The 26,343-nt window shown below is 58.1% G+C and carries 22 protein-coding genes; 6 read left to right on the top strand and 16 right to left on the bottom strand.

Annotated elements, in window-relative coordinates:
* Positions 1 to 10: 10 nt before the first annotated feature.
* The 11 genes from THTE_RS04265 to THTE_RS04215 all read right to left on the bottom strand — a co-directional run bounded on the left by THTE_RS04265 (position 11) and on the right by THTE_RS04215 (position 11,535).
* Positions 11 to 2,947 carry a glycosyltransferase family protein gene (locus tag THTE_RS04265; protein ID WP_095414266.1) on the bottom strand — a complete coding sequence of 979 codons (2,937 nt, stop codon included), beginning with the start codon at positions 2,945 to 2,947 and terminating at the stop codon, positions 11 to 13.
* A 247-nt stretch (positions 2,948 to 3,194) separates the two neighbouring features.
* Positions 3,195 to 3,593, bottom strand: coding sequence for an ATP synthase F1 subunit epsilon (atpC, locus tag THTE_RS04260; protein WP_095414265.1), 399 nt, complete (start codon positions 3,591 to 3,593; stop codon positions 3,195 to 3,197).
* Between the two features lie 56 nt (positions 3,594 to 3,649).
* Positions 3,650 to 5,143: a F0F1 ATP synthase subunit beta gene (atpD, locus tag THTE_RS04255; protein ID WP_095414264.1), complete on the bottom strand. Its 1,494-nt coding sequence runs from the start codon at positions 5,141 to 5,143 to the stop codon at positions 3,650 to 3,652.
* 121 nt (positions 5,144 to 5,264) lie between these two features.
* Positions 5,265 to 6,152, bottom strand: coding sequence for an ATP synthase F1 subunit gamma (atpG, locus tag THTE_RS04250; protein ID WP_095414263.1), 888 nt, complete (start codon positions 6,150 to 6,152; stop codon positions 5,265 to 5,267).
* Between the two features lie 73 nt (positions 6,153 to 6,225).
* Positions 6,226 to 7,764 (bottom strand): F0F1 ATP synthase subunit alpha, encoded by a 1,539-nt coding sequence (atpA, locus tag THTE_RS04245; protein ID WP_095414262.1) that lies wholly within the window; start codon positions 7,762 to 7,764, stop codon positions 6,226 to 6,228.
* Positions 7,715 to 8,368, bottom strand: coding sequence for an ATP synthase F1 subunit delta (gene atpH / locus THTE_RS04240; protein ID WP_095414261.1), 654 nt, complete (start codon positions 8,366 to 8,368; stop codon positions 7,715 to 7,717). The genes atpA and atpH overlap by 50 nt, the downstream gene beginning before the upstream one ends.
* An 84-nt stretch (positions 8,369 to 8,452) precedes the next feature.
* Positions 8,453 to 9,097: a F0F1 ATP synthase subunit B gene (gene atpF / locus THTE_RS04235; protein WP_095414260.1), complete on the bottom strand. Its 645-nt coding sequence runs from the start codon at positions 9,095 to 9,097 to the stop codon at positions 8,453 to 8,455.
* Between the two features lie 156 nt (positions 9,098 to 9,253).
* The gene (gene atpE, locus THTE_RS18495) at positions 9,254 to 9,619 is read right to left on the bottom strand and encodes an ATP synthase F0 subunit C (RefSeq protein ID WP_249776157.1); all 366 of its coding nucleotides are present in this window, start codon (positions 9,617 to 9,619) and stop codon (positions 9,254 to 9,256) included.
* A gap of 133 nt (positions 9,620 to 9,752) precedes the next feature.
* The gene (atpB, locus tag THTE_RS04225; RefSeq protein ID WP_095414259.1) at positions 9,753 to 10,637 is read right to left on the bottom strand and encodes a F0F1 ATP synthase subunit A; all 885 of its coding nucleotides are present in this window, start codon (positions 10,635 to 10,637) and stop codon (positions 9,753 to 9,755) included.
* Positions 10,638 to 10,745: 108 nt separating this feature from the next.
* Positions 10,746 to 11,201 (bottom strand): hypothetical protein, encoded by a 456-nt coding sequence (locus THTE_RS04220; protein ID WP_095414258.1) that lies wholly within the window; start codon positions 11,199 to 11,201, stop codon positions 10,746 to 10,748.
* 43 nt (positions 11,202 to 11,244) lie between these two features.
* Positions 11,245 to 11,535 carry an AtpZ/AtpI family protein gene (locus THTE_RS04215; RefSeq protein WP_207651779.1) on the bottom strand — a complete coding sequence of 97 codons (291 nt, stop codon included), beginning with the start codon at positions 11,533 to 11,535 and terminating at the stop codon, positions 11,245 to 11,247.
* A 576-nt stretch (positions 11,536 to 12,111) separates the two neighbouring features.
* Between THTE_RS04215 and THTE_RS04210 the strand changes: the two genes are divergently transcribed.
* The 5 genes from THTE_RS04210 (at position 12,112) to THTE_RS04185 (ending at position 19,824) form a co-directional block, all read left to right on the top strand.
* Positions 12,112 to 13,380, top strand: a complete 1,269-nt coding sequence (locus THTE_RS04210; RefSeq protein WP_168175784.1) for a DUF4912 domain-containing protein — start codon at positions 12,112 to 12,114, stop codon at positions 13,378 to 13,380.
* Positions 13,381 to 13,885: 505 nt separating this feature from the next.
* Positions 13,886 to 14,839: a bifunctional riboflavin kinase/FAD synthetase gene (locus THTE_RS04200; protein WP_157731722.1), complete on the top strand. Its 954-nt coding sequence runs from the start codon at positions 13,886 to 13,888 to the stop codon at positions 14,837 to 14,839.
* A gap of 284 nt (positions 14,840 to 15,123) precedes the next feature.
* The gene (locus tag THTE_RS04195; protein WP_237260199.1) at positions 15,124 to 16,149 is read left to right on the top strand and encodes a DHH family phosphoesterase; all 1,026 of its coding nucleotides are present in this window, start codon (positions 15,124 to 15,126) and stop codon (positions 16,147 to 16,149) included.
* A 311-nt stretch (positions 16,150 to 16,460) separates the two neighbouring features.
* Positions 16,461 to 17,090: a QcrA and Rieske domain-containing protein gene (locus THTE_RS04190; RefSeq protein WP_095414253.1), complete on the top strand. Its 630-nt coding sequence runs from the start codon at positions 16,461 to 16,463 to the stop codon at positions 17,088 to 17,090.
* A gap of 166 nt (positions 17,091 to 17,256) precedes the next feature.
* Positions 17,257 to 19,824, top strand: a complete 2,568-nt coding sequence (locus tag THTE_RS04185; RefSeq protein ID WP_095414252.1) for a cytochrome b N-terminal domain-containing protein — start codon at positions 17,257 to 17,259, stop codon at positions 19,822 to 19,824.
* A gap of 31 nt (positions 19,825 to 19,855) precedes the next feature.
* On the opposite strand, the gene THTE_RS04180 is transcribed toward THTE_RS04185, so the two are convergent.
* The 3 genes from THTE_RS04180 to THTE_RS18515 are packed head-to-tail and all read right to left on the bottom strand — an operon-like array spanning position 19,856 to position 20,844.
* Positions 19,856 to 20,374, bottom strand: coding sequence for a Fur family transcriptional regulator (locus THTE_RS04180; protein WP_237260248.1), 519 nt, complete (start codon positions 20,372 to 20,374; stop codon positions 19,856 to 19,858).
* 2 nt (positions 20,375 to 20,376) lie between these two features.
* Positions 20,377 to 20,655 (bottom strand): flagellar biosynthesis anti-sigma factor FlgM, encoded by a 279-nt coding sequence (locus tag THTE_RS04175; RefSeq protein WP_095414251.1) that lies wholly within the window; start codon positions 20,653 to 20,655, stop codon positions 20,377 to 20,379.
* Between the two features lie 60 nt (positions 20,656 to 20,715).
* A complete protein-coding gene (locus tag THTE_RS18515) occupies positions 20,716 to 20,844 on the bottom strand; it encodes a hypothetical protein (RefSeq protein WP_257789938.1) in 129 nt (42 codons plus the stop codon).
* Positions 20,845 to 22,163: 1,319 nt separating this feature from the next.
* Here THTE_RS18515 and THTE_RS04165 point away from each other — a divergent pair.
* Positions 22,164 to 22,391, top strand: a complete 228-nt coding sequence (locus THTE_RS04165; protein ID WP_095414249.1) for a hypothetical protein — start codon at positions 22,164 to 22,166, stop codon at positions 22,389 to 22,391.
* Between the two features lie 61 nt (positions 22,392 to 22,452).
* Here the strand turns inward: THTE_RS04165 and THTE_RS04160 are convergent, their stop codons facing one another.
* The gene (locus tag THTE_RS04160; protein ID WP_095414248.1) at positions 22,453 to 24,642 is read right to left on the bottom strand and encodes an acetylxylan esterase family protein; all 2,190 of its coding nucleotides are present in this window, start codon (positions 24,640 to 24,642) and stop codon (positions 22,453 to 22,455) included.
* Positions 24,643 to 25,327: 685 nt separating this feature from the next.
* Positions 25,328 to 26,110, bottom strand: coding sequence for a FliA/WhiG family RNA polymerase sigma factor (locus THTE_RS04155; RefSeq protein ID WP_095414247.1), 783 nt, complete (start codon positions 26,108 to 26,110; stop codon positions 25,328 to 25,330).
* Positions 26,111 to 26,343 lie beyond the last annotated feature (233 nt).

The raw sequence follows: 26,343 nt of genomic DNA, 5'->3' as shown, positions 1-26,343 counted from the left end.
AGGTTGCCCTTCACTCTCCCGCTCTTTTCAGCGTCCCGGGGGATTCAGTCCCGGGCGCAAGGTTTTTTCTGGTTCGGCGTGACACAACGCGGGCAATTGGACTGAACAAGGCCATTCCCCACACCAGGCTCCACCCACACACGGAGAGGGCCGCCCCGAAAGCAAGTCCCGGGGGATGATACGTCCAGGTAAGGAGCCAATCTCCCGGTGATAAAAACAGCCCCATGAACACGCCATCCACTCGGAGCGGGTGGCAGGCGAATGCATCCCTTCCCTCCCCAGACCTGACCGCCACACGCCAGCCCGGGTCGGCGCCCTCGCGCAGAATGACAAGCCCCGCATGGAGAAGTCGCACCCGCATTTCAATTTTTCCCGGTTGATAGCGAAGGATGTTGGCAAATTCACTCGATTCCGTCTGAGAAAGATGGCCGAGTCTTGGTCGATTGATAGGAATCTCTTTCGTGTCCAGCCCATGCCATTCCACTCTGTGGGTATCGTTTTGTGCCCTTGGCTGTCCGCCGGGAAATTGAATGGTGGCGATCCGCTCCCACGTGTCGGCAAGACTCGCGTGCTGGGCCGGGAAAGGCTCCCAGTCGTGCGTGACTTCCACCCATGAGGTCTCGTCAGCAGTCGCGGCGAAACCGCTTGAGGTGGGTGAACCGTCATGGTGTGGCGAAGTCGGCGCGCCCAGGCCCACCCCTAATTGCGCAAGCCACGATGGCGGTGGGGTCGCCTCGCCTGATTGAAATCGCCACGCGCGAAGAAGCGACAGGAGAACCGCCTGCTCGGCGGGGAGGAACGTGCCGTAGTTTTCAAGCGGCGCTTCACCGCGCAGCATCCCCCAGCGAAAGGCGCCCGTCGCGTATTCCCAATCGCAAATCTCCTGCAGCCGATTGGGCGAGGCATGGGTACTCCACTGAGAAGGGTAAACGCACCACGGCTCCCAGAAGCGTCGCGGAATCCTCGACGATGTCGGCAGACGCGAGACTTCCGGCGGACGCACCGCCACCACGAGCCAGCCATTGTGAAGCACCAAATCAACCGCAAGCACAGCCAGAAACGCAATCGGCCAGAAAGAGGCGGGAAACCACCGGACTGCAACCGCCACTGCCGCGATCACCGCCAGCAGAGAAATAGCGGTGGCAACCGTTTCGCGTGCCGCGAGCTCTCTCTGAAATGGTCCAAAAAGCACGTCATCGGCCGCGCCGGACCACCACTGTCCCTGGTGGAATGCGGCCACGAGCACCACACCGGCCAAAGTCACAATTCCTCCGGCGACGAGCAAGTGGCGGACAAGCCTCTTCGCAAGGCCGCGATCTCGTTGAATCTCGTCTAGCCCGAGGGCCGCCAGAATAGCCAAAGCCAGGGCGGAAAACACCAGCCACTTGGAAGGATACCGAAAGAGGGCATAACGCGGCAAACAGTGAACGAGCAACCAATACACCCCTCCCGCAGGCGGTAGGAGTCCTGCTTGGCTTAAATCACAGCCGGTTGACATCCGCACCACTTCCGTGAGCACGCCTGCCGGTCCATACCATCCCAGCGCCGCCACCGCCGCTAGCCCGCCCATCCACGTCAGCCACACCCGCCCTATTGCACGAGGAGAATCCGTAACGGAGGGAAGCTCGTCCGGTGTGGAGCAGGTGAAGCTGCTGGGCGGCAGTTGGTTGCCTGTCGCGCGGTGCGATCGGAGCCTGTTCGCAGCTTTACTCTGGAAAAACATTTTGGCTGCCAGTATCGCCAGAAAAGCCGTCATGATTCCCTGATAGAGCGTCGGTACCCACCACCGGCCTTCCTCAACCACGGCCGTCATCCACCGCGTATGGTATGGAAAAGGACGCCCCCCAAAATTCGGCCAGAGATACTCGATCCAGCGATATAAAGGCGTTGAAAAATCGTAAATCGATCGGTAATAAGAGTGCATTTCTCGTTCTGCTACCTTTTGCCACCAGCGGGTGTCCTGCGAGGAGGGTTCAAAATTCGGGCAACCAACAGGATCGATGGTGGGCTCTTCGATCTGGTTTGTCCCACCGGCCAGGAGAGCGCGATCACTACGGCTGGCATAGAGCGCCGTGGGTACAAGCTGTACCGCAGCCAACAGGAAAGCCAACACAGACATCAGCAAGAGCTTCACGCCTGCAGAGCAGATGCAAGCCATCCAGGCGACTTTCATCTCCATGCCGTGGGCCCGCAAGTTCCTCAGGTCGATCGCGCCCCGCACCAGCCAAGTAACAAGTGCCACGAGTCCACAGTGGTAGGCGGTTTGTGGGTCGCCTCCCAGACACATCATCGCCAGAGACACGGCACTTTCGAGCAGCGGACGCGTGGCGCGGCGAAGATCACGCGCTGTCATCCCGGCCGACCACAACAGCTCGGACCGTGGACTGGCGCTTCCGCGTGGGTCAGGAACATTTGGCTGACGTACAAACAACAGCTCAAATAAGCCCGCCAATGCGAAGGGGAGCCAGGCCCCACTGATCAGGTAAATTGGATTATAGATTTGAAACAGCAGATAGCCCGAAAAAGGGTAAGCTAACGCCGCCCAGCAGGCCGCCAGGGGTGAAACACCGATCCGCCGGGCCAACTTAAACGCACCCCAGCCGGCCAGAGCCATGTGTCCCAACAGGAAAAGCAAATAGCACCATCGGTAGGGCAGAGGGAGCAAAAAAATCACAATGCCAGGGTAAAAGAGTCCGGCAATGCCTTCGGCCGCCAGGGGAGTGCCGAGAACTAAGTAAGGATTCCACCAGGGCCACCCACCCGCGTGAACCTGATCCCGGATCAAAAGCCAAAGCGGATAGTAGAGATTAGCCCCATCCCGAAAGAGTGGAAGTGAATCGGAAAAGACGCTTTTTCGAAAGAAGGTTACCCAAACGCTCAACCAGCCCAGGATGCCCAAGGCGGCCAGACCCAACCTTCGCGCACGTTGCCGATGGGTGGAGCTCATTCAAGCAGGCGATATCCCCGAGTGGACAAGGCTCTTCGAATGCCCCATCAACTTTACCCCGCCTGATGCCGTCGCGGCTTGTGTGGCTTTTCCGCAAAGTGCCCACGCGCTGGTCGTCTGGACTCCGTGGGAAAGAACCACTCTTCCCAGTTCCCCGTTTTTCCCAGGCCAGATCCTCCTACCCGTTTCTTGACCAACCGGCCCGCGGAATAGGAAAGGGTTATCCTCGGCAGGGTGAGACGCGAATTCACTCTCCCCGTCGCGCGATGCGGAGCATGGCCCGCAACCGAGCCGCCTGGGCATTCCGCTCGGCGATGGCTTCATCACCGGCAGCACGGGTCTGGATGACCTGCTCCAATTGCTGATGGAGTACATCGGGGGCCAGTTCCCGAACGGTGAGGGCCCTCGTCGTCACAACGGACACGACATCATTCAGGACTTCCACGAAGCCGCCTTCCACATAAAACCGACGGAGTTTCTCCCCCTGTCGCACGCGCAGCTCGCCTGCGCCCAGCCGGCCAATAAGCGGCGCATGGAGGGGATAAATCCCCAGCTCTCCATCCGGCAGGGGGACGGTTACGGCATCGGCTGTTTCTTCCAGCACTTTTCGCTCGGGCGTGACAACGATGCAGCGGAGCCCAGCCATTCTTTAGACTCACTTCCTCAAGACCACGGACTGCCGGGTCAAAGGCCCAGCCCCGGTTATTTCTTCTTGGCTTCAAATTTCATCCGCTCGGCCTGCTCGGCGGCCTGCTCGATGGATCCCACGTACATGAACGCCTGCTCAGGCAGATGATCCCACTTTCCGTCCACCAGTTCCTCGAAGCTACGGATGGTTTCGGAGAGCGGCGTGATTTCGCCCGGCCTGCCGGTGAAGGCCTCGGCTACCAGGAACGGCTGAGACAGGAATCGCTCGATCCGCCGTGCTCGGTGAACGATCAGCTTGTCCTCTTCACTCAATTCTTCCACACCCAGGATCGCGATGATGTCCTGCAACTCGCGGTAACGCTGGAGGATTCTCTGCACCCGCCGGGCGATGTTGTAATGCCGCTCACCCACATACTGGGGATCCAGTAGCCGACTGGACGAGGCAAGCGGGTCCACAGCGGGATAGATCCCCTTCTCTGCGATCGAGCGTTCCAGGTAGATAAACGCATCCAACTGACCAAATGCCGTGGCCGGGGCAGGGTCCGTGGGGTCGTCGGCAGGCACGTATACCGCCTGCACCGAGGTAATGGCCCCGCGGGACGTGGATGTGATCCGTTCCTGAAGGGCCCCCATCTCCGTGGCCAGCGTGGGTTGGTAACCCACCGCGGACGGCATCCGTCCAAGTAGCGCGGAAACCTCGCTTCCTGCCTGAGAGAAACGGAATATGTTGTCAATGAACAGGAGCACGTCCGCTCCGGTGGTGTCGCGGAAATATTCCGCCATGGTGAGGGCGGAAAGCGCCACCCGCAAGCGAGCCCCAGGCGGCTCGTTCATCTGGCCGAACACCATGCACGTTTGCTCGATGACGCGTCGCCCCGTGGAACCGATTTTCGTTTCCTGCATCTCCAGCCAGAGGTCATTTCCCTCACGGGTCCGCTCCCCCACCCCGGCGAACACCGAATAACCACCGTGCGAGGTGGCGATTCGGGCGATAAGCTCGGTGAGGATCACGGTTTTTCCCAGTCCCGCCCCACCGAACAATCCCGCCTTCCCACCCCGAACGAACGGGGTCAAAAGGTCGATCACCTTGATTCCCGTCTCGAAAACCTCCACCTTCGTGGACAGCTCGGTGACCGGCGGCGCTTCGCGATGAATGGGCCACCAATCTTCGGCCTCGACCGGTCCGCGATCATCGATCGGCTCTCCCAGTAGGTTGAAAACCCGACCGAGAATCCCTTTTCCCACGGGAACCTTCACCGGTCCCCCGGTATCCAGGCACTTCATTCCCCGTACCAGACCATCGGTGGTTCCCAGGGCCACGCAGCGGACACGGCCTCCACCAAGGTGCTGCTGCACTTCACCAGTCAGATTGATGCGGATTCCCTTGACTTCCTCCTCGACTTTCACCGCGTTGTAAATAGCCGGCAGTCGATGTTCGGGAAACTCCGCATCGAAAGTGGAACCGATCACCTGCGTGATCCGCCCATAGTTGGGCTCCCGAACAACATCCACTCGGGTTGGCTTTGTTTCAACGCTAGGACTGGTCATGACGTGCCTCGATTTCCCTTCTTATTTGCGAAGTTCTCAGCTACCTTGCTATCTCGGTGTCAGTTAAATATGCCGCTGTACGTTTTTTCTTCGCCCGTCATACTGGACGGCTCGGCCGGGATCACCCACCTTGTTTTTCCAGGGCCTCTGCTCCGCTGACCACCTCGAGGATTTCCGACGTGATCTGGGTCTGTCTTGCCCGATTGTACGCCACGCTCAGGTTTGCCAGCATCTGGTCGGCGTTCTCAGTGGCCGTCTTCATCGCGACCATACGTGCAATCTGTTCTGCTGCTGCCGAATCCAGAAAACACTTGAAAAGCCGCATTTTGTACGCAGTGGGGACAATCTCCTCCACAACGCTCTCCGGCGACGGCAAAAACTCGTATTCCACCCGGTGGAATACCCCGTTTTCATCTCCAATATCGAAGTCGCTCAGCGGCAATAATGTTTCCACCACGGGATACTGCCGACTGGCGGACTCGAACTTGGTGTAGACCACTTCCACCTGGTCAATCTGGCCGGTCAGAAACTCGCGGGCATAGCGCTCGGCCAGTGTGTTGACGTCTTCAAATCGAGGTCGGGCATCGAAGTGCGTGTATTTCTCGTGTACCTCAATCCCTCGATATTTCAGCCCCGATATTCCTCTTTTTCCGGAAACTTCCAGTCGCACGGATTCGGCTTTGTCGCGCCAGTACCGCAAGCGACCCACGGCCAGGCGAAGAATCGACGAGTTGAACCCCCCACACAGCCCCCGATTGCTGGTGAGAACAAGGAGCACAACTTTTTTCACCGCATTATGCGGCTGCATGAGGGAATGCGTGATCTCGGCACCGGCCGCCACCAGATGCCCCAGCACCGTGGTCAGCCGACGGGTGTACGCCGACGCGGCGAGGGCGCGATCCATGGCCCGCTTGAACCGTGCCGTTGAAATCAGCTCCATCGTCCGCGTGATCTTCCGAATATTGCGGACGGAGCGGCGACGTCGTTCAAGTGTCCTCGCTTTTACCATCGCAACACCCTACTACCGTGATTTGTATGGCTTCAACCCGCCACCGCCCTACCCCTGCAGTTGATTTCAACCCTCAGGCCGCCGTGGCCACGGCGGATTCCTTCTTCTGGAGATACTGACGGTTAAAGTCGTCCAGGATTGCCACCAGCTTTTCTTCCGTCTCAGCGTCCAGGTCTTTCGTGTCCGTGATTCGCTGCCAGACAGCCTTATGGTTGGTGTGGATGTGTTCCAGAAATTTCTTTTCCCATGTCCGCACCTCAGCGACCGGAATGGGGTCAAGATATCCCTTGGTGCCCGCATAAATGACCAGCACCTGATCGGTCACATGCATCGGCTGGTACTGCCCCTGCTTCAGCAGTTCGGTCATACGATAACCGCGGTCCAGCCGGGCCTGGGTTGCGGGATCGAGCTCGGTCCCCAGTTGCGCGAAAGCTTCCAACTCGCGGAAGGCCGCCAGGTCCAGCCGCAAACCACCCGCCACCTTTTTCATGGCTGGAATCTGTGCCTTTCCACCCACCCGGGAAACCGAAATACCGACATTCATCGCCGGTCTCTGACCCGCAAAGAACAAATCCGGCTGGAGATAAATCTGTCCGTCCGTAATGGAAATCACATTGGTCGGAATATAAGCCGAAACCTCTCCCTCGAGGGTTTCCACGATGGGAAGGGCCGTCAGTGAACCACCTCCGCGTTCATCGCTTAATTTGGCAGCCCTTTCCAGAAGACGGCTGTGGCAATAGAAAATATCCCCGGGATAGGCCTCACGACCGGGCGGCCGACGCATGAGAAGGGAGAGCTGTCGATACGCCTGGGCCTGTCGCGTCAGGTCGTCGTAGATCACCAGGGCGTGCTCCCCTTTGTACATGAAGTACTCCGCCATGGCGCATCCCGCATATGGCGCTACATACTGCAGAGGCGCGGGATCACTGGCCCCCGCCACCACTACAGTGGTGTATTCCATTGCGCCGAAGCGATGGAGCACATCGATGATCTGGGCAACGCTCGATTCCTTCTGGCCGATGGCCACGTAAAAACATTTGACGCCCGTCCCCTTCTGGTTGATGATTGTGTCAATGCAGATGGCGGTTTTCCCCGTTTTGCGGTCGCCAATAATCAGCTCGCGCTGCCCCCGTCCAATCGGGGTCATGGAGTCGATCGCTTTAATACCGGTTTGCAGCGGCTCCTTCACCGGCTGACGGTGGGCAACGCCCGGGGCCGGGCTTTCCACCGGCCGGCGCTCCTGCGTCACAATCGGCCCTTTCCCATCGAGCGGATTCCCCAGCGGGTCGACGACTCTCCCTAATAAAGCCTCTCCCACCGGGACACTGAGCAACTGGCCCGTGCTGCGAACCTCGTCGCCTTCTTTGATCCCCAGATAGTCCCCGAGAATAATCACCCCTACCGAGTTTTCTTCCAAGTTAAACGCCAATCCACGAACCCCGGTGGGGAATTCCACCATTTCGCCGGCCATCACGCCAGAGAGCCCATAGACACGCGCGATACCGTCACCCACCTCCAGCACGCGGCCGACCTCACGGACGTCAATTTGCGCTTCGTACCGCTCAATCTCCTGCTGGATCACAGAAGCGATCTCGTCGGCTTTGAATCTCATGGGCACTCCTGTCGATTATCTGCTGTCTGATCTTCCGCAACTGCGTCTCTACGGAAGCATCCAGAATCTTGTCACCGACCTGAACCACAATTCCGCCGATAACCCCCGGGTCCACCTGCCACTGGACCACCGGGACCCCGCCCACCAACTCCCGAAGCTGACCTTCCAGCCGCTCTTTCAGGTCTTTTTCGAGCGGGGTCGCGGTAATGACCTTCAAATGGACCAGACCTCGGCGTCGGTCCCATTCTTCCTGGACCGCCCGAACGATGGGCCCTAAAATATCCAGCCGATCACGGCGATTGAGAACCCGCAGGAAATTCATGACCAGAGGGGACACGCGGGCTTCAAAAACGCGATTCAGAATCCCCAGCTTTTCCTCGTGATTGATGATGGCTGAGCCAAGCAATTCCGCGAACCGGGGAAAAGGCTTGAGCACCTCCTCCTCGACCGCCCGCAGTTCCGCCACCAACTCCTCGACCTGACCGGTTTTTTCCGCGGCATTAAGAAAAGCCTCGGTGTATACGGCGGCGATTTTCTCCACCGTTACGTCGCCGGCGAATTCGGCGGCAAAACGGGCATCTCGAGCTTCCAGGTCCTGTGCCATTGCTCTATCCGTTACGCGGTTCGCTCATTGCTTGGCCATTCCACCCCAACTCATCGCGTGGGTCATTGACCGAAGCTGCCCCGCTCAATTCAATCCCGGAGGCCGCTGACGGCTGATGGCTTCCATGGCCTGCTCAATCATTCGAGCGTGAGCGGTGGGATCGAGCCGAGCGGCCACCAGCTTCCCCGCCAAATCCACGGCCAACGCCGCCCCACGCTGGGCCAATTCCTGCAAGGCACGCTCCGTCGCCCGCTCAATCTCCTCCAGCTTGCGCCGATACTCTTCTTCCGCCTCCTGCCTGGCCTTATCGATGAGCGACTGACCAACCTGCTGGGCTTCCTGTTTGGCCTTCTCGATCATCGCGCGAATTTCGTTTTCCGCCTGCCCCAGCTTGGCCTGGTATTCGCTCAGCAAGCGTTTCGCCTCGGCATTTGCCCGTTCGGCATCCTCAATTTCCCGGCGGATGTGGTCTTCGCGCTGATCGAGGGCCCGGGCAATCGGCTTCCATGCGAATGTCCGCAGCACCACCAGAACCCCCACAAAGACCACCGCCGTCCAAAGCGCCAGATCCTGCCGAAAGTCAAGCGGATTGACGGCTTCCGCAACCGAGGACTCTCCGCCGTGACCGCCTGCCTCTGCCCCCCAGGCCATCGGGGCACTCTTCATCCCCAAACCCAGGGCGAGAGCAATCATCGCCAGTGCGGCCCATTTGCTCATCTGTTTGACCATAGGAAACTCCCAACCAATGGAGGGTCTCGCCCATCCCTGGGCTTTCCATTTGCTCCATTCTGCGTCGAGGACTTCCGGAAAGATCCAGCGGGCTCGGCCACGCCAAGACGGCGCAATCCGTCGAAAGCTCGCTGGCAAAATCGGCGGCCTTGTCCTTCACCCTGTGAAGAACAGGGCAATCAAACACACAATCAATGCAAAGAATGTCACACCTTCAATGAGCGCCGCGGAAACAATCATCGCGGTCTGGATGTTCCCCGCCACTTCGGGTTGACGAGACATCGATTCGACTGCCGCGGCACCAATCTTACCAATGCCGAAACCCGCTCCCAGGATAATCAATCCCGCACCGAAGGCCCCCCCGAAGAAGATGGAAAACCGGTTCGCGCCTTTGGCTTCCTGAACCTGCTGGGCCTGAGCTGTCTGCTCCTGAGCCGGCGCGGCGGCCTCTTCCGCCATCGCCATCGTCCCACCGGACCACATCATTAACCCCAATGCGATTGCAATCAGCCACTTGTTCACGGAGCCAGTCTCCTTTCTCTGCTGAGGACCCAATTCGTTCGCGGTACCCTTTCCTGAACCGCGCTTTCCCACAGTTCTTCACAAACCTTCCCAGTCACAACACCTGACTGGAACTCGGTCACCTCACTGCATCTCAATGGGCATGTATCGACATCCCAATAAACAGGGCTGCCAGGAAGGTAAAAATGTACGCCTGAAGGAACGCCACGAACAGCTCCAGCATCATCAATGCAATCTGCCCAGCGACGCTGGCAATCGTCACTCCGAACCAAAGAATCAGCCAAAAGTTGGCCACCGCCGCAATGAAACTCAGGATCACCGCCAGCACCAAATGACCGGCGAACATGTTGGCCATGAGACGCACGGCCAACACAGCATGCTTGATACACAGACCAGCAAACTCAATCACCCAGAGCATGAGCTTGAGGATAATCCCCAGAACCCCTTTCAGCTCCATGTGCGGCACGAGGCTTTTCACATATCCCGCCAGCCCGTGTTCCTGAATGCCCGCCCCAACGACCATCGCGAAAGTCAGCACCGCTAGGGCCCCTGTGACACTGAGGGTGCCGGTCGGTGACCCCGCCCAAGGCAACAAACCCATCAAATTGCAAAACAGAATGAAAAAGAACAGATTCCACAGAAATGGCAGGTATCGGTCCGCCTCGTGCTTACCGATGGCGGGTCGGGCCACCTGGTCACGAATGTAGCACAAAATGACATCAAAAAACGTCACAAAGCGGCCTCGCGGTGGTCTTCCCCCGCGCAACCGCCAGGCGAGCGGAACAAATATAAGGACCATAAGCACCGCCACAATCAGCTCCAGCACCATGAACTTTGTGAGCTGAAGCCGAAGGGGGATCTCCACTGCCGGAATGTGACCCAGCACCGGCAAATCAAGCGCACCCAATCGCAGGGTGCCAAAATCCAGCAGCGGCAATTCGACATGATAGCCGAAAGGAAAGTGAAAGGACGTGGCGTCCTTTACATGTTCCCCGGCTACCGCAATATCCATGCCCATCGTATCACCACTCGCAAAAAGAGGATTGCGACGGAACTCTCGACGGGGACAATTGCGACGACTCTCATTCGCCGAGCGGCAACATTTTCATGTACGCATTCGGTGAGGTCATCGCTCGGGCTGCTTTGATCCTGAGGCCTTCTTGCCCAGTTGCGACGCAACAGCCCAGGTTTGCAGGCCCACTATTAGGGTATAGATCACTACAGAATACAGCAAAGTGCTCACGCTGACCAGCCATCCCGCGCAAATTGCCCCGACGGTGAGCAGAAACAGCGGCACAACAATCCGCAAGCTCCCGCCGATAAGCACGAGCCATCCCTGAGTACCTGGCTGACCGCCCACCTCCGCCCACACCCCCGCCAGAACCGCCCCCGCGAGGCAAGCGGCTCCTGCCACCGAAAGTCGAATGACCTCTTTTCCAAATTCCCCGACAATCGCCGCCACAGGCAGAAGTCCTCCCACCCCGAGGGCAACGGCCAGAACCCCCCACCGGACGATCGGCGAGCCTAAGACTGCCCGGGTGGGGAGGATAGGTCCCTCATTAGCTTTCGCAGCGTCGTTCATTGGGCTTCCTTTATCGCAAACCAACGTGCGTGGGCACTCCCAACTAACGCCGGTCTGATCGATCCAGTTCTCGACGATTATCTCTACTCGATTGGGACAGATTCTTGTAGAAAAACTGAACAAAGCTCATCGTCCCGACTGCGATCCCCAAAGCTGTGCCCAAAAGGGTAAAGAGCGGTAGCGTCCCCACCCGCCGGTCGAGATAAAAACCCGCAATGCTGGGGATCACCAACTCCATCGCAATTCCCACGATCTGCATCCCAATGGCGTATCCCCTCGCCCAGGACGCCCTGGTATCCCCCTCGTCACGAGGATTGCGTGACGGCTCACCCAAGCGATTTCCTCCTATCTCGCTTCTCCGGCTTGCGGCCCTTCACTCGGCTGGCAAAAAGGTGCGTGGTCTGCATTTGGGGACGATAAACCCCCTATCGGTATTATTCATGATGCACCCACATTGAGGATACATTAGTCCTGGCCACAAGACAAAAACTAACGCCCAATAATAGCTGCTCCCCCGCGCAAGCCGGGTTTGTGCATCGCGCCACGATTCTTATCCCGCTGGACGCACTGTGGTCATCCACCAAGGCTGGATATGCCACGGTTGCGACTTCGACACACTCAGTGTACAATGGGCAAATGGGATTGACATTTCGACAACGGGAGCCGCTCGACTCCTGTGGCTCAAGAGGGGCCCTAACAAACTGGAAAACCATCCCCTGGACCACCGTCGCGAGCGAACGAGGGCATGGACGACCTCGCTATGAGTGTGACGTTCCCGCGGCCCCGGAAGGCATCTCGGGCGTCAGCCAAAAGCCTTGCACTGCTGCCCACAGAAGGGCAACCAGCGCGGATCAGATTTCGTGGCAGTCCCTGCCCGACCGGGCGTGCTTCGGTTGCCGGAGGTCGAACAGTGATCACCGTTGCGGAACTCAGCCTTCACACGGTCAAGGACCTGGCTGAAATGGCCAGGAAAAAAGGCATCCCTCGTTGGCATGCCATGCGGAAACAGGAACTCATCCAGGCCCTCGTGGAAGCCGCTCGCAAGGAAGCCCGCCAAAAGAAAAATCGCTTAAAAAAGGCCACCACCTCCAATCAACGTCGATCCACCAGCAAAACGAGTTCTTCCGCCAAAACGTCCGGGTCCAACGGTAAGCCTCAAAAAAGTTCCAGCCGCAAAACAACGGTCAAAGCCGAATCCTCTTCCACCTCCAACCGTTCCAAAGGATCTTCAAAAGCCTCTGAAAAAACCAGTGTTGTCAAAAAAACGGTGGCCACGGCACCGCCATCACCAGAGTTACAGAAAACCCTTCACGAATGGAAGGATGAACTCATCGACAGCAAGGATCTGGCGGCCACCTCAAATGGCGACATAACCCCCGCTAAAGACCGTCTTATTTTGATGGTTCGTGATCCCTACTGGCTCCAGGCCTACTGGGAAATCTCCCGGCAAAGCGTGGAACGGGCACGTGTCGCGCTTTCCCAGAACTGGTACCTTGCCAGACCTCTCCTCAGGCTCTGGGAAGTGCGTCGGGATGGCATCAGCCATTCCGAGCGGGTGTTTGTGAAGGATATCGAAATTCACGGGCGTGTCAATAACTGGTATATCAATGTGGACAACCCACCACGGTCGTTCGAGGTGGACATTGGATATGCCACGCCCGACCGAAAGTTCTTCTGTCTGGCGCGGAGCAACATCGTGAGCACCCCCCACGCTGCGAGTACCGGCAGCGAATTGGACTGGAGTGCTCTGGCGGACGAATTCGAACGGATCTATGCCCTTAGCGGTGGGTATGACGACACCACCGACACGAGCGAGTTGCGTGAGGTCCTTGAGGATCGCCTGCGACGACCACTTGGCGGGTCGGTCATCCAGCGGCTCGGGGCCGGCGTGGAAGGTCAGGCTGAACCCCGGAGCAACTTCCGCTTCTTTGTGGACGCAGAGCTCGTCGTCTTCGGTCAGATTCAGCCGGGATACCATGTTTCCATCCGCGGAGAACCCGTTACCGTGTGCGCCGACGGCACGTTCTCCATCCGATTACCGCTTCCCGACCGACGACACGTGCTGCCCATCGTAGGACAGAGTCCCGATGGAACGGAGCAGCGGACAGTCGTTTTGGCCGTCGAACGAAACACGAAGGTGATGGAGCCCCTTCACAAGGATCACGAACCGGCTGTCTGAGCCGCCGTTATATTCTGGAAACAGTTACATGACCCGGTGGGAACTGACCCTCCCGTCCCTCGCATGATTCGGACGCTGGCGGGACGCGCACTCGGCGTGGAATCCCTGCCTATTGGAGGCACGTTCTCGATGGCGTCCGTCGGACTGACGCGAACCAGCGGGGACGTCCGGGCCCCTGTCGCTATAGGAAAAGTGGGGATGTGTCAGCCGGGAACCGAGTCCCATGGAACCTTCCGACGCGTCGGCCTCCGGCTTCCTCAGCAAATCCTCGTCACGGCCGTGCTTTTACTCCGGGGCGATTCGGCAGTTCCGTCGCCATTTGGCCAGAGTTTTTCGTCGTGTCCACACACTTGATTCCCTGAACCTGGAATAGTTCGCCTCCCTTTCTTCGCTCATTCCGGTTTATAATTTGGAATTCTCCGAGTTCGCCCCTTCCGGCTGGAGTCCCTGCGTACTTGGCCAAGACACTCCATCGGGAGCCGTCATTCCCGAAAGGTCCGCACCGGTGATCATCTACCGCGAACTGGATGAGATCCAAGACCTGAAAGGCTGCGTGGTAAGCGTCGGCAACTTCGACGGCGTTCACCGAGGGCATGCCCGTCTGCTTGACGTGCTTTGCCAAACAGCTCAGAAACTTGGTGTGCCCTCACTGGTGGTGACGTTTCACCCCCACCCGGCGTTTCTCCTTAGTCCGGATCGCGCACCGCCGCCGCTCACCTGGCTTGATCGGAAACTCACGCTGCTCTCTCATGCCGGCGTTGATCGAACCCTGGTCTATCCCACCAATCAGCAGCTTCTGGAAATGTCGCCAGAACAGTTTTTCCAGGAGATCCTGGTGACACGGTTGAAGGCTCGGGCAATTGTGGAGGGGGCCGATTTCCGTTTTGGCAAGGATCGCGCCGGGGACATCAGCTTGTTAAAGTTGATGTGTTCTCGCCAGGGGATCGATTGCCACGTTGTGCCGCCTGTCCTGTTCAACGAAGAACCGGTGTCCAGTTCGCGGATTCGCCAGTGCCTGCTGGATGGTAAACTCAGGGACGCGACGGCAATGCTGGGCCGTCCTTTCCGCACAGTCGGTAGGGTGGTACGGGGGGCCGGTCGCGGCAGTCACCTGGGATTCCCGACGGCCAACCTCAACGACGTCCCCACCCTCTTGCCCAGGGAGGGTATCTACGCGGGGATCGTTCCGCTCCAGGGACGACTGTATCCTGCGGCAATCAGCCTTGGAGGCAATCCCACTTTCGAAGAGTGCCAACGCAAATTCGAAGTGTATATTCTTGACTTTACGGGTAATCTTTATGGACATCTCCTGGAGGTGGAATTTATTGAGTACCTGAGGGAGATCCGCCGTTACGAATCGGTCGATGCGCTCATTGCGCAGATGAACGACGACGTATCTCAGGTGCGGACAATCTTCGAGCGGTATGTAGCCCAAGCGAAGAGCGATCACGCCGCGTGATCCGTGTTGATAGTCCGCCGGAGCTGAAAATAGGATTGGCGACACCCAAACCCAGCGTCAAACGACGCTCCTTGGCAGTAGTCTACGTGAGCTACAATTTTTAAAGCAAAAACCGGCATCCTGCCGCACAAGTGCGGATTTAAGAGCACGTTGGGTTGAAGCGTTCCACAAGGAAGAATTGCGGTTCGAGGGGCGGCAACCTGCGTCGGTGCGGTTGTACGGAAACAGCAACGACCTCAATTTACGTCGAAAGAAGATTGGAACACGAAATAGGGAGAGTCCTCGTGTCGTGTGAACAAGCCCCCAAAATCGCAACCACGCCGCTGGTTGTCGATTGGCCCCGCCTTTTAGAGGTTTTACAAGAGCATCAGAGGTTTCTGCTGACCACACATATTCGACCCGACTGCGATGCGATAGGCAGCGAGCTTGCCCTGGCAGATGTTCTGCGTCAAATGGGGCGGCAGGTGGCCTGTGTCAACGCCTTTAGCGTCCCCCCTGCCCTGCAGTTTCTTGACGAAAACCAGGAACTCATCGAACTGCGCGATCTTCGGGCAAAAGAGGAAATCGAGCGGGCAGATATTCTCGTTGTCCTCGACACAACGGCCTGGGCACAACTGGGAGATATGGGCCCCGTCATCAAGGGATTTCCCCGTAAGAAAATCGTCATCGACCATCACGTGAGCGGCGATGATTTGGGGGCGGAACTTTTCAAGGACACCCAGGCCGAGGCCACCGGCCGAATCATTGCCGAGTTGGTGCGACGCTTAGGGTTTTCCTTCACTCCCCGATTGGGAAAACTTCTGTTTGCAGCCATCGCCACCGATACGGGATGGTTCCGATTCAATTCTGTCCGAGCAGAAACATTTGAATTAGCGGGGGAACTGACCAGGGCCGGTGTGGTTCCGGACAAACTGTATCGCCAACTCTTTGAAAACGAACGTCTGGGAAGGTTCCGCCTTATGGGACGGGCGATGGCGCGGGCGGAGACAGAGCTCGGTGGGCGCATCATTCACTCGTACATTTTGAACACCGATTTCGCCGAGACCGGGGCCTTGTCCTCCGACACTGAAGACATCATCAACACAACGCTCACTGTGGCAGGGACGGAACTGGCGCTCATGTTCATCGAACACGTGCCGGGACAGTTCAAGGTGAGCTTTCGCAGCCGGTGCCACGTCGATTGCAGCCGCCTGGCAGCGGTGTTTGGGGGCGGAGGCCACAGATCGGCTGCCGGTGCCACCGTCCCCGGCCCCCTTGAGGTTGCCCGTGCCCGCGTGCTTGACGCTGCCCGTCGAGCCATGCAACAATAATCATGCCTGCCGCAGCCGGGATGGAGTATTCACAGGATGGGCAGGCCAACGTTTCGGGATGCCCAAATCCCGGGCAACCCACCAACAAGATGCCGCATCTGCTGCGCCTGAGGGCGCATGCGGGCGAATAAGGCATCTGGAACGACCACGCGACGAGGGCAAGACCGGAACGGGGCAGGATGGCCGGTCAAACCAATGCCGGACCGGCATCGTAAAAGGAAACGCTTGATTGTGCTTGCTATAAACTGGCGGGTGTTAACCTGAAGCTCAAGGAGCCGGAGAATTCATCGGCGCGTTACCGGAGCTGAGCCATGCAACAGAATGAAATGCCGGGGCAATCTCGGGGAACTTCGCAGTCCGGTTCTTTGCCCCCCTGTTGTGGCGCGGCAAATGTGCCTTCTTCTGCCCCGAACCGCCGCGGCGTGCTGGGCAGCCTGATAGCCTGGATCCTGGGACTGATTGCGCTGGCCCCATCGCTGGTTACTGGCCTGGCTGCTTTCCTGGCACCGCTGCGGAGTGGTCGCAAAGGCGGACTTCTCGTTCGGCTGACCACTCTCGACAACCTGCCGAAAGACGGCTCACCGAGAAAGTTCCCAATTGTGGCGGAGAAACGTAACGGCTGGACCCTTTCTCGGGAGCCAGTGGGAGCCGTGTATTTGCGGCTACTCCCCGATGGCACAGTCCAGGCCCTCCACGTGGTGTGCCCCCACGCCGGCTGTGCTATCGAGTACCGCGCGGCGCAGGGTCAGGGCAATGCCGGCGAGTTTTTCTGTCCCTGTCACCTGGCGCGCTTCGATCTTGACGGCAAACGTCTGGACGCCGTCTCCCCCAGCCCGCGTGACATGGATACACTCTCGGTGGAAATTCGCAACGGGCAGGAGATTTGGGTAGAATTCCAAAACTTTCAAGTCGGAACCGCTCAAAAAATTCCCGTGGCCTGAGATAAGCCCTTATTCAACCGCCGTGGCCGGTGGGAAAAAAGGACGAGAAAACACACGTGCGAATCACGGGGGCCTTCCATCTGTCAAGATTTAGGCTCCGCTATAACCGGGGTCTTCAGGAAGAAACAGCAACCTCAACCCTTTGACTGCTTATAAAGGTGAATCGATGAGTTTCGTCGATTGGTTGGATGACCGGATTGGCTGGCGTTCGATCTGGCGGGCAAGCTGCGGTGGGGGCTGCGACGCTTTCGGCCGCTGTTGGTGGCCCATTTGCCTATCCGTCATTTTCTTCCTCCTTGTCCAGCAGGCCATCACAGGGTTTTTCCTCTGGACGCACTACAGTCCCTCCTCGCAGACCGCCTGGGAGAGCGTGTACTTCATTCAATACCAAATCCCGCTGGGCTGGTTGCTGCGCGGCCTGCATTACTGGGGTGCCCAGGTTCTGGTAGGTTTTCTGGGTTTGACGATTCTCATCCGCATCTTCACGAGGTTTTATACAGCGCCCCGGGAGTGGGTGTTCTGGACCCGCCTGCTTCTTCTGGCGTTTGCCCTCGGCGCGTGTTTGACGGGCGACCTCCTCCGATGGGACCAGGAAGGCTATGCCGCGACGCAAACACGTGTGAGTTTCCTCATGCTTCTGCCCCAAATCGGTGGAGCGCTCTATCGGCTGGCAGTAGGCGGGGCTGAATTTGGGCACCTCACCCTCACTCGCTTCTTTGCCTTGCATGTGGCGATATTCGGCATCGGGATCTGGCTTTTGGCCCTAGCCCATGCTGCTCTTTCCCGTCGAGCTGCGCGGGCCGTGGAAGAGCGTCCCCAGGATTATCCGCTGGCCCGGCCCGACCCGCGGTTTCCTGTTGTCATTCAAGGCGTGGCGTGCCTCGTGACGCTGATCGTGGTCTTCCTGTTCACATGTCAGCAGGGACTTCCCGGTCTTGGTTCGCTGGCCGCGTGGCAATCTCCAGCAGAACACATGGGCGCACCGTTGGGCGCTCCCGCCGATACCGATCCCGCCCACTTCTATGCGGCAGCTCGCCCTGAATGGTCGTTCCGCGGACTGTATGGCTTCTCTAACATTTTCCCTGGTGAATTGAAAATCCTGCCGATCTTCGTGATTCCCGGCTTGATCGCCATTCTCGTGATCCTCATGCCCATTCTGGGACGGTGGCAACTGGGCCACATTTGGAACATCCTTGTGACGCTGGTCATCGTGGGAGGTCTGGCGTATTTCACGTATGCCTCGTATCGACATGATTGGCTGGATGCCGATTTTCAGAAAGCTCGGGCAGCCGGAGAAGAAGAAGCCAAACGGACCGTGGAACTCATTGCCTTGCGAGGAGGAATTCCACCGGCCGGAGCACTGACTTTGCTCCGTGAGGACCCCAAGGTAGAGGGCCCCCGCCTGTATGAGCAGCAATGCTTGAGCTGTCACAACTACTCGGGCCCTGAATCCTTGAAGATGATCGGCGACAATCCCAGCGCACCAGATCTTTACGGTTTTGCCACTCGGGAGTGGCTGAAAGGGTTTTTCGATCCGAAGCAGATCGCCAGCGAGAAGTACTTCGGCAATACGCGCTTTGCCGCGGGGGTGATGGTTCGCTATGTCGAGGAACGCTTCACCAAGCTCCCGCCCGAGGATCAGGAAGCAGTGATCGCTGCGCTGTCCGCGGAGGCACGTTTGCCCTCGCAGCGGGAAATCGATCGTCGCGATGTGGCATTGATCGCCCGAGGACGTCAAATCATCGCCAGCCAGGAATGCGCGCGATGCCACCGATTCTACGATGCCGGTCCCGTGGGCCAGGCACCCGATTTGACAGGATATGGGTCGCGCGAATGGCTCATTGGAATCATCGCCTCCCCGCAGCATGTGCATTTTTATAGTCTTCGCAACGACCGAATGCCGCAGTTTATCGAAGATGCTGCACGGCCAGAGAAAAATCGATTCTCACCTACCCAGGTGAGCATTCTTGCCAACTTCCTCCGGGGAGACTGGCCGGAAAAATCGCTCGACGGGCAGGAGGGGGAAAAAGAAGAAGGGGCTCCCCCGCCGGCGACGTTCGTGTTGGGCCAGTGGGAGGCCCGCAAGCGAGATCTCCCCGCGCGACCAACAGGTGACCGTCAGGCGGAAGCACGGTGGCTGTGGGAATTCGCTCAGTGCTCACTCTGCCACGGTTTGTCGCTGCCGGAAAACGGGATTCCGGCCGTCTCGACCGCTGCGCCCGACCTGGGGGGCTTCGCCACCCGCGAGTGGATTGCCGGTCTTCTGGATCCGAAACAAGTGGATTCTGACAAATACTTTGGCAAGACAGCCTTTGCCAAGGGCGACATGGTCGAGTTTGTCAAAGGGAACCTTCGCGAACTGATCAGTGATATCGGAAAAGAAGAGTTTGACAAACTCATCGATGCCCTCGCCGCGGAAGCCAAGAAAGACTGGCCGGACGGCGAGGAACCACCCGAACCCGATGAGGACACCCTCCACCTTTTCGAGGACTTTACGTGCGCCGATTGCCACAAGTTCTACAGCGTGGGTGGAGGATCCGGCCCTGATCTGACAGGTTATGGGTCAAAGAAATGGATTGCCGCGTTTGTGGCCGATCCCAAGTCCAAGCGGTTCTATCCCAAAACCAATGACGGCATGCCGTCTTACCACGCTTTCCCAGAGACACCAGGCAAGAATTTGCTGACCAAAGAAGAGATTGACATCCTGGCAGAATTCCTGGCTCCGAAAAAATAACCGGAGGTAATTTCTCTCCGCTCCGAGGCTGTCACATCTGTGCCCGGGGCGGATTGTCCGCCTCGGGCATTTGTCCAGAGTCGCGCTTGGCTCGGCATTGAGAACACCAGCCAATGATCATCATCCGGTGCGTGACGGCCTCGAAGTCATATTCCCGCGCCACGCTTTCCCGAATATGCCGGAGGGCTTCGCTCCGAAATTCAAAAAGCTGGTGGCATCCCTGACAGTAGAGATGGTCGTGCTCGGGATATCCGTACTCATGCTCGTAGACATATCGATCCCGGATGACCATCCGTTTCAGCAGCCCCGCTTCGACGAGTTCGCTGAGAGTCCTGTAGACCGTGGGCCGGCTCACCTCCCGCGAGTTCATCCGTTCCCGCAGGTGCTCCATTAAGTCTTCGGCGTCGAAATGATCGTGATGGCTGAAGACTTCCGTGACAATGATGCGCCGCTGAGAGGTCATCCGCCTGCCCCGCGCACGCAGGAATCGCTCAAAGCGAACAAGAGGAGGCTCCGGCGGTTCGATGGGAGAAACGCGATAGTCCGCCACGTTCAACCGATTTCATCCAGCAGGCGATCCAGGGCAATGCTCAATTTTTCTTCGGTTTCATACGTCCCTGCCGCGATCTCCTGTCGAATTCGGGCGACAAGATCGGCCCGAATGTCGGGCAGCTCATGGACTTTATCCAGCAACTGGCCCAATTCCGAGATTTGCACTTCGTCTTGGATGGGCGTGCTCGCCTGGAAGCTCGAAACTTGATTGGCCCGGTTTAAATGCGGACCACTCAACGCTTGAGCTCCATGAATATGGCTGGGTCCATGAATCTGCATTGCACAACTCCCCTGATGTCGTTCCCTGGTCTTCTCGTCAAACAGCCGCCGAACCTGATTTTACTCTTCCCTTTGATAGTCCGCCACCTCAGACCTGACCGGCTTCCCCGGCCAGACCACATCCTCATTAGCAATGTGCTTATGGTCTCTCCCTGGCAAAGTATATCCTACCGCCAGGGTCCGTGCCATAGCAAATAGAATCCCGCACCACAAGCGTGTTTTCGCAGTTTTCCTGCGCTATCTGTTTTCAACCGTGTGCGAGAGGTGAGAGACCGTTCTCGTTGCGAACCTGAATGAAAAGCCGTTCCGTGGCAGGCCCTTCGCCCTTTCTGCCCTGCGTGCCGCCCCACACTAGTTGTTTCGGACAGACCCCGTCCCGGTCCTTTGAAAAGCCCTTGTGCGCTGCGTCGTGCCGGTGGTATCGCATGATCCCGCCGGGTAAACCAGGGCTCTCTGGCGATCTCTTTCCACGCGTAGCGATTGGAACACCTTCGTGTTGCCTACCGTCAACAGCGCCAGCGACGCCAAACACAAACATATGGTCCCCGCCGACTTACACTCTCCATTGAAATGGCTTGTCGGCGACCAGCATATCCCCCGCCCGGCTCGGGCCTTCCGTGCACTGGTTGACTTCCGTCAACTTCCTAAGCGGGCCAGAGAACCTGGTGCCTCCCAAGAATCGCAGAGCCAACACTTGCCTGGCTCAATCAACGGAAATGGATGACCCTTCCTTTGAAGAACCGATGTGACAGGCCCGGCCCGCAAAATACGGACCTCACTGCGGGGAATCGCCGATAAGTCGGAGGCTCGCTTGTCACGCCGGTTCTCAAGGAACTGCTGCTCCAACCTTCATGGCGGAAATTGAGAAGCACACCGTTCCGCGCTCCGCGGTGCACTCCGGCCTTGAGGTTCCAGCTATTCCTCGGAACTTTAGCTTTCTTCCGGCGTTAAAAAGTAAGGAAACACCACCAGCCCGTGGTGACTGCCCGGTGGGGATTCCTTTCTCCGCCGGGCACTTTTTTTGACCCGTTTTCTGTACATTTTCCCAGACAAGCTTGACAAGGAGCAACCATTCTCTGTTTCCAGTGTCTCGACATCACGCTGGGCAGCGAGTTGGCCCGTTTCCCGTTACGTTGGCTCCCCCCGCATCTCCCACAGAGGAAAGCAGGAAAGGCACGGCTTTTGCACCACTTTGCCTTGGCTTGGCTTGTGTTGAGAAAGTGTCCTCAAACCCCGATGTGGTGCACCCGAGATTCAAGTTGGTGGGAATGGCCGCGACTAGCCAGGTGAAATCCCGAATCAAAAAACCAGAAACACCCTGCGAACCCAAACCGTTCCAAAACCGTCGAAGCAAATAGAAAGACAACGCCAACCGGCGTTGGTAAAATAGAGAACGAAGAGACGGTGACCAAAACCTGGGCTCAGTAGGGACCTTCCACCGGCCGATACGTCAAAAGGGAAGATCGGCGGGTGGCTCCCAGACCCAGTCACGCAACAGGGGGATGGTTATGAACGGCGCCCAGTTCGATTGCAGCCGAAAGAGCCGTCACGCTCACGAAAACACCCCCGTTCCCATCCGGGTTTCGTTGGAGGCTTTTCGTCGATTCCAGCAGGAAATGGAAGCCTACTGGGAAAAGGTGATCGCGGAACACGGGTCTCCCCGCCGATTCCGGATCGAGCGCCGACAATGGCAACAACGCTCCGCGGACGAAGCCGGCTGCCGTGACGGTGAGTGAGTTGACCCAATGCGGCCCAGGTTTATGTTCGCTAAATTATCACAGCTTTACCTAACCCTCCTCACTTCTCCATCCAGTTGGCCAATTCGTTAAGCCACTCGGCGTCAACCTGGAGTGCAAAGCTCGGGAAAACCCTGAGTTTTTCTTCCGATCCGGCCGCGCGATAAACCTGGCCCACCAGTCCTGCTTTTTCACTACTTTCCCCCGCCAACCACAACGCATGCGGCGCCGACAGGGCGAGGAGGCCCGGGAGATCAAAGTATTTCGCAGCGCCAGGGAAGAAATGGGGGTCGTCAAAGGCATTGACCGATGCGAAGCGGAAGCCGCCCGTGTCGATGATGGCAAGATCAACGAGTTCGCCGGCCTGGCAGCGAGCACCGGCCACCCAGTGCCCCGCCCCTTTGAGGCCTATAAGTACGAGCCGCCGCTCCGCCAACGGAGGGAGCGTCTTCACGGCGCGGACAGCCAGCAGAATATCGTGGACTCGCTGGGCAAACATTGGCGGATTATAGCCGAACGTGTAACCCGCGTAATCCTCTCGGACAAGGCGGGCTTTGACGATCGGTGTTCCATCGGGGGTGGCCTCCCCCTGTCCCAGAAGATCCGGCAGGAGAAGCGCCGCCCCTTGACGCAACAACCGGGCGGCGGCCGGGTGGAGCTGACCTTCTTCGCCCAGGAGATCCTGTTTCCCATTCTCCGCCACCCAGATGACGGTGGCCTTCACATTACCTGGAGGAAGAATGAGCCACGCGGGGACACTCTCCTGACGTGCGGTTTGACGAATCACGATCGCCCGCCATTCACCATCTTCCCGCTTTTCGGAGCGAAGGGTCTCGACCTTGACTTCCTCCGCTGACGGGACCGGCCGCCCAATCATCACGTCGTAGGCACCACCGATAATCCGGCGGAATTCCGCCCAACCCGACGCGTCCTGCGGAATGAGGGATTCGAGCTGTTTTTGCGTGAGCGTGGTCAGGTTTTCCAGGAACCGCCGCTCCCATTCTTCACCGCCCTCGGGACGCGGATGCTGGTCATCCCAAACCGTCATCTCTTCCCGTGAAAGCGGCTCGAAGTCTTCCTCCACCACAGGTTCCTTCAGACCCAGGTGGAGATGCTTGTTCATCCAGTGGTACATGACCTCTCGGGAAACATAGTTGTAATTATGGGGAAATTGGAGCAGCGGCTTGGCCATCACGTTGTCGGGAACGCCATAGAGGCTGTAAAGTTGCTTGAGTTCGGGCAGACCTTTGGTGGCGATTTCCTTGGTCCAGTCGTCCGCCGCCGTCATCCCCAGCGGTTTGGGGGCAAACAGGGCGGCAAACTCCACATTTCCGGTGTCTATCCGCAAATAACATGCATTCTCACAGGTGCATCCGCCCTGCATCGCCGTGGAGACCATCACCGCGGGGAACGACACCGCGGGACGGGGATCGACCGCACATAGAAGAAAAGTTTGGGTTCCCCCACCGCTCGCCCCGGTGACCCCAATCCGTTTGGTGTCCACGTCCGGCAAGCTGCACAAAAAATCCAGTGCCCGGATGGAATTGAACGTCTGCAAACCGAGCATGTTCTGCAGATGAAGCTCGGCCTGAGGGCTGAAATAACCCCAGCGCGTGGGTGTGTTCATGTGTGCCCGCACACCAGGCCGATGGGGAAGTTGCACGCTGTCGGCATAGCCCACCATGTCGTAGTGAAAGACTATGCAGCCCATCCGGGCAAGCTGAACGCACCGGGCTTGGAGTGGATAGCGTCCACCGCGTTCGAAACGCTCGGCTCCATTCACAATGTCCCAGAGGACCTTTTCCGGGCCGGCATCATAAAAACGGCCATTTTGCCAGTGACCGTGAGGGCTGAGCACCGCGGGATAGGGCTTCTTCCCATTCTTAGGACGGTACAGATTGCCGGTCACGTAGAAGCCCGGATAACTCTCGAAATAGACCCTTTCGACCGTATAATCGCCGCGATCCACAAGCCCGTGGATCACGGCATGGATGGGTGGTCGCTCTGGCATGGGCCAAAGCCCGGCAGCCACGAGAACCTGTCTTTGCACGCGCTCCCGCCGTGCTTCCCAGGTCTTCAAATCCTGAGGCGGATGAAAAGGAAAGTAATCGTCGAGCGTCTTCAGTTTTCCAAAGCGTGCGTCGTCCAGACGATAGTCGGGGGGAAGCACTTTGTTATCAACGGCGATGGCAGTCCGCCCGGCCACCGCTAGCAAAGCAATCGTTGCCACCAAGAGCGTCGGTCGCTTCATGGAATTCACCCTCGTCTCCTGTAGGACTAAACAGCTCCACAGATTCACCAGATCGCGTCCAAAGGTCCACCAGGTGTTATAACAATTGGCGGCAGCGATGCAAGCAGCCAGCAACTCGGACTCATCCCCACTTTTCGTTGGGACCTGGGAGCAGTCAAAGCCTGAATGTGTTGTAGGGGCAACTCATGAATTGCCCCTACCGTTTAACCGGCGGGACATGGACCTGACAAGCGCGTCCCTCCGAGGAGTCCTTCGGAGGGGCACGCTCGTCGTGCCCGGTGAGAGGCAATGGAGAATCGAACGTTCAATGGCAGACCTGACAAGCAGGTCCCTCCGAGGAGCAGGTCCCTCCGAGGAATCTTTCGGAGGGGCACGCTTGTCGTGCCCGGTGACAGGGAATGGAGGATCGAACGTTCGACGGTGGACGTGACAAGCACGTCCCTCCGGGAAAAACGGACCCGACAAGCTGGTTCCTCCGGGCTAAATCTTACGTTTCTCAAGACGTTGCCGGGGTTCACACGCCTTTCCTGGTGCGGAAACAACGTGGGGTAGGTCAGTGCGCCAACTATTTTGGCAGAGGTGCAGGAGGGAAAAAATGCGTCCCTATCAGGAGACACCCGAAGGGACGTATCGTAGGGCCTACGCACAATTGCGGGGAGAACAGCTCAGGGAAATCGCTGCTGAATTACGTGCCCAGTTCGGCACGGCGACGTGTGAGTTGCTGCTGTAGCCTCTGGACAATGGCGCTGTGCATCTGGCTGACGCGGCTTTCCGAGAGATCGAGCGTCGCGCCAATTTCTTTCATTGTCAGCTCTTCATAGTAATACAGGATGAGGATGAGTCGCTCGTTCCGACTGAGTCCCTTGGTGATCAAGCGCATGAGATCGCTTTTTTCAATCCGGCGGGTGGGGTCTTCACCCTTTTTATCCTCCAGGATGTCGATTTCCCGGACGTCTTTGTAGCTGTCCGTTTCGTACCACTTCTTGTTGAGGCTGATGAGGTTGACGGCACTGGCCTCCATCTTCATCTTTTCCAGCTCTTCGATCGTCATGCCCAGCTCTTCGGCCAATTCGGAGTCACTCGGCTGACGCCCCAATTTGGCTTCCAGCGCTTTGCACGCCTCGTTGAGCTTGCTGGCCTTCGATCGCACCAACCGCGGAACCCAGTCCATGGTGCGAAGTTCGTCCAGCATCGCCCCACGAATCCGGGGAACACAATATGTTTCAAACTTGACACCCCGGGAAAGATCGAAGGCGTCAATGGCGTCCATCAAGCCGAAAACACCCGCCGAAATGAGATCGTCCAGCTCGACGCCTTCAGGCAGTCTCGCCCAGATTCGTTCGGCGTTGTATTTCACCAGGGGCAGGTAGATTTCAATAAGACGATTGCGCAATTCCTGATTTTGAGGGTTTTTCTTGAACTCGATCCAAAGCTGCTCCACATCCTCCGGAGCGACAGTGGTGGGCATAGAATCCTCCCTGATGGTGCGCTCTCCAGATGAACTCTTTGAATCCGCCGTTTTCTGTTGTGTGACTGTTTTCTGCCGAGATCGAACCGCGGTCGATGATGCCGCTGCCTTTGTGGCTCTCGGGCGACTCATCCTTGCGTCTCCCCCGTGCCTGGATCGTGATGCCACTACCGATATTGCAATGATTCCCTCAGGTTCCCCGATTCCCGCCCGCAGATTTCACCCCCCATGGG

It is taken from the genome of Thermogutta terrifontis (genome assembly GCF_002277955.1).
Taxonomy (GTDB): Bacteria; Planctomycetota; Planctomycetia; order Pirellulales; family Thermoguttaceae; genus Thermogutta; species Thermogutta terrifontis.
The sequence above is the reverse complement of the archived record's forward strand: the minus strand, read 5'-3'. Positions and strand labels throughout refer to the sequence as shown.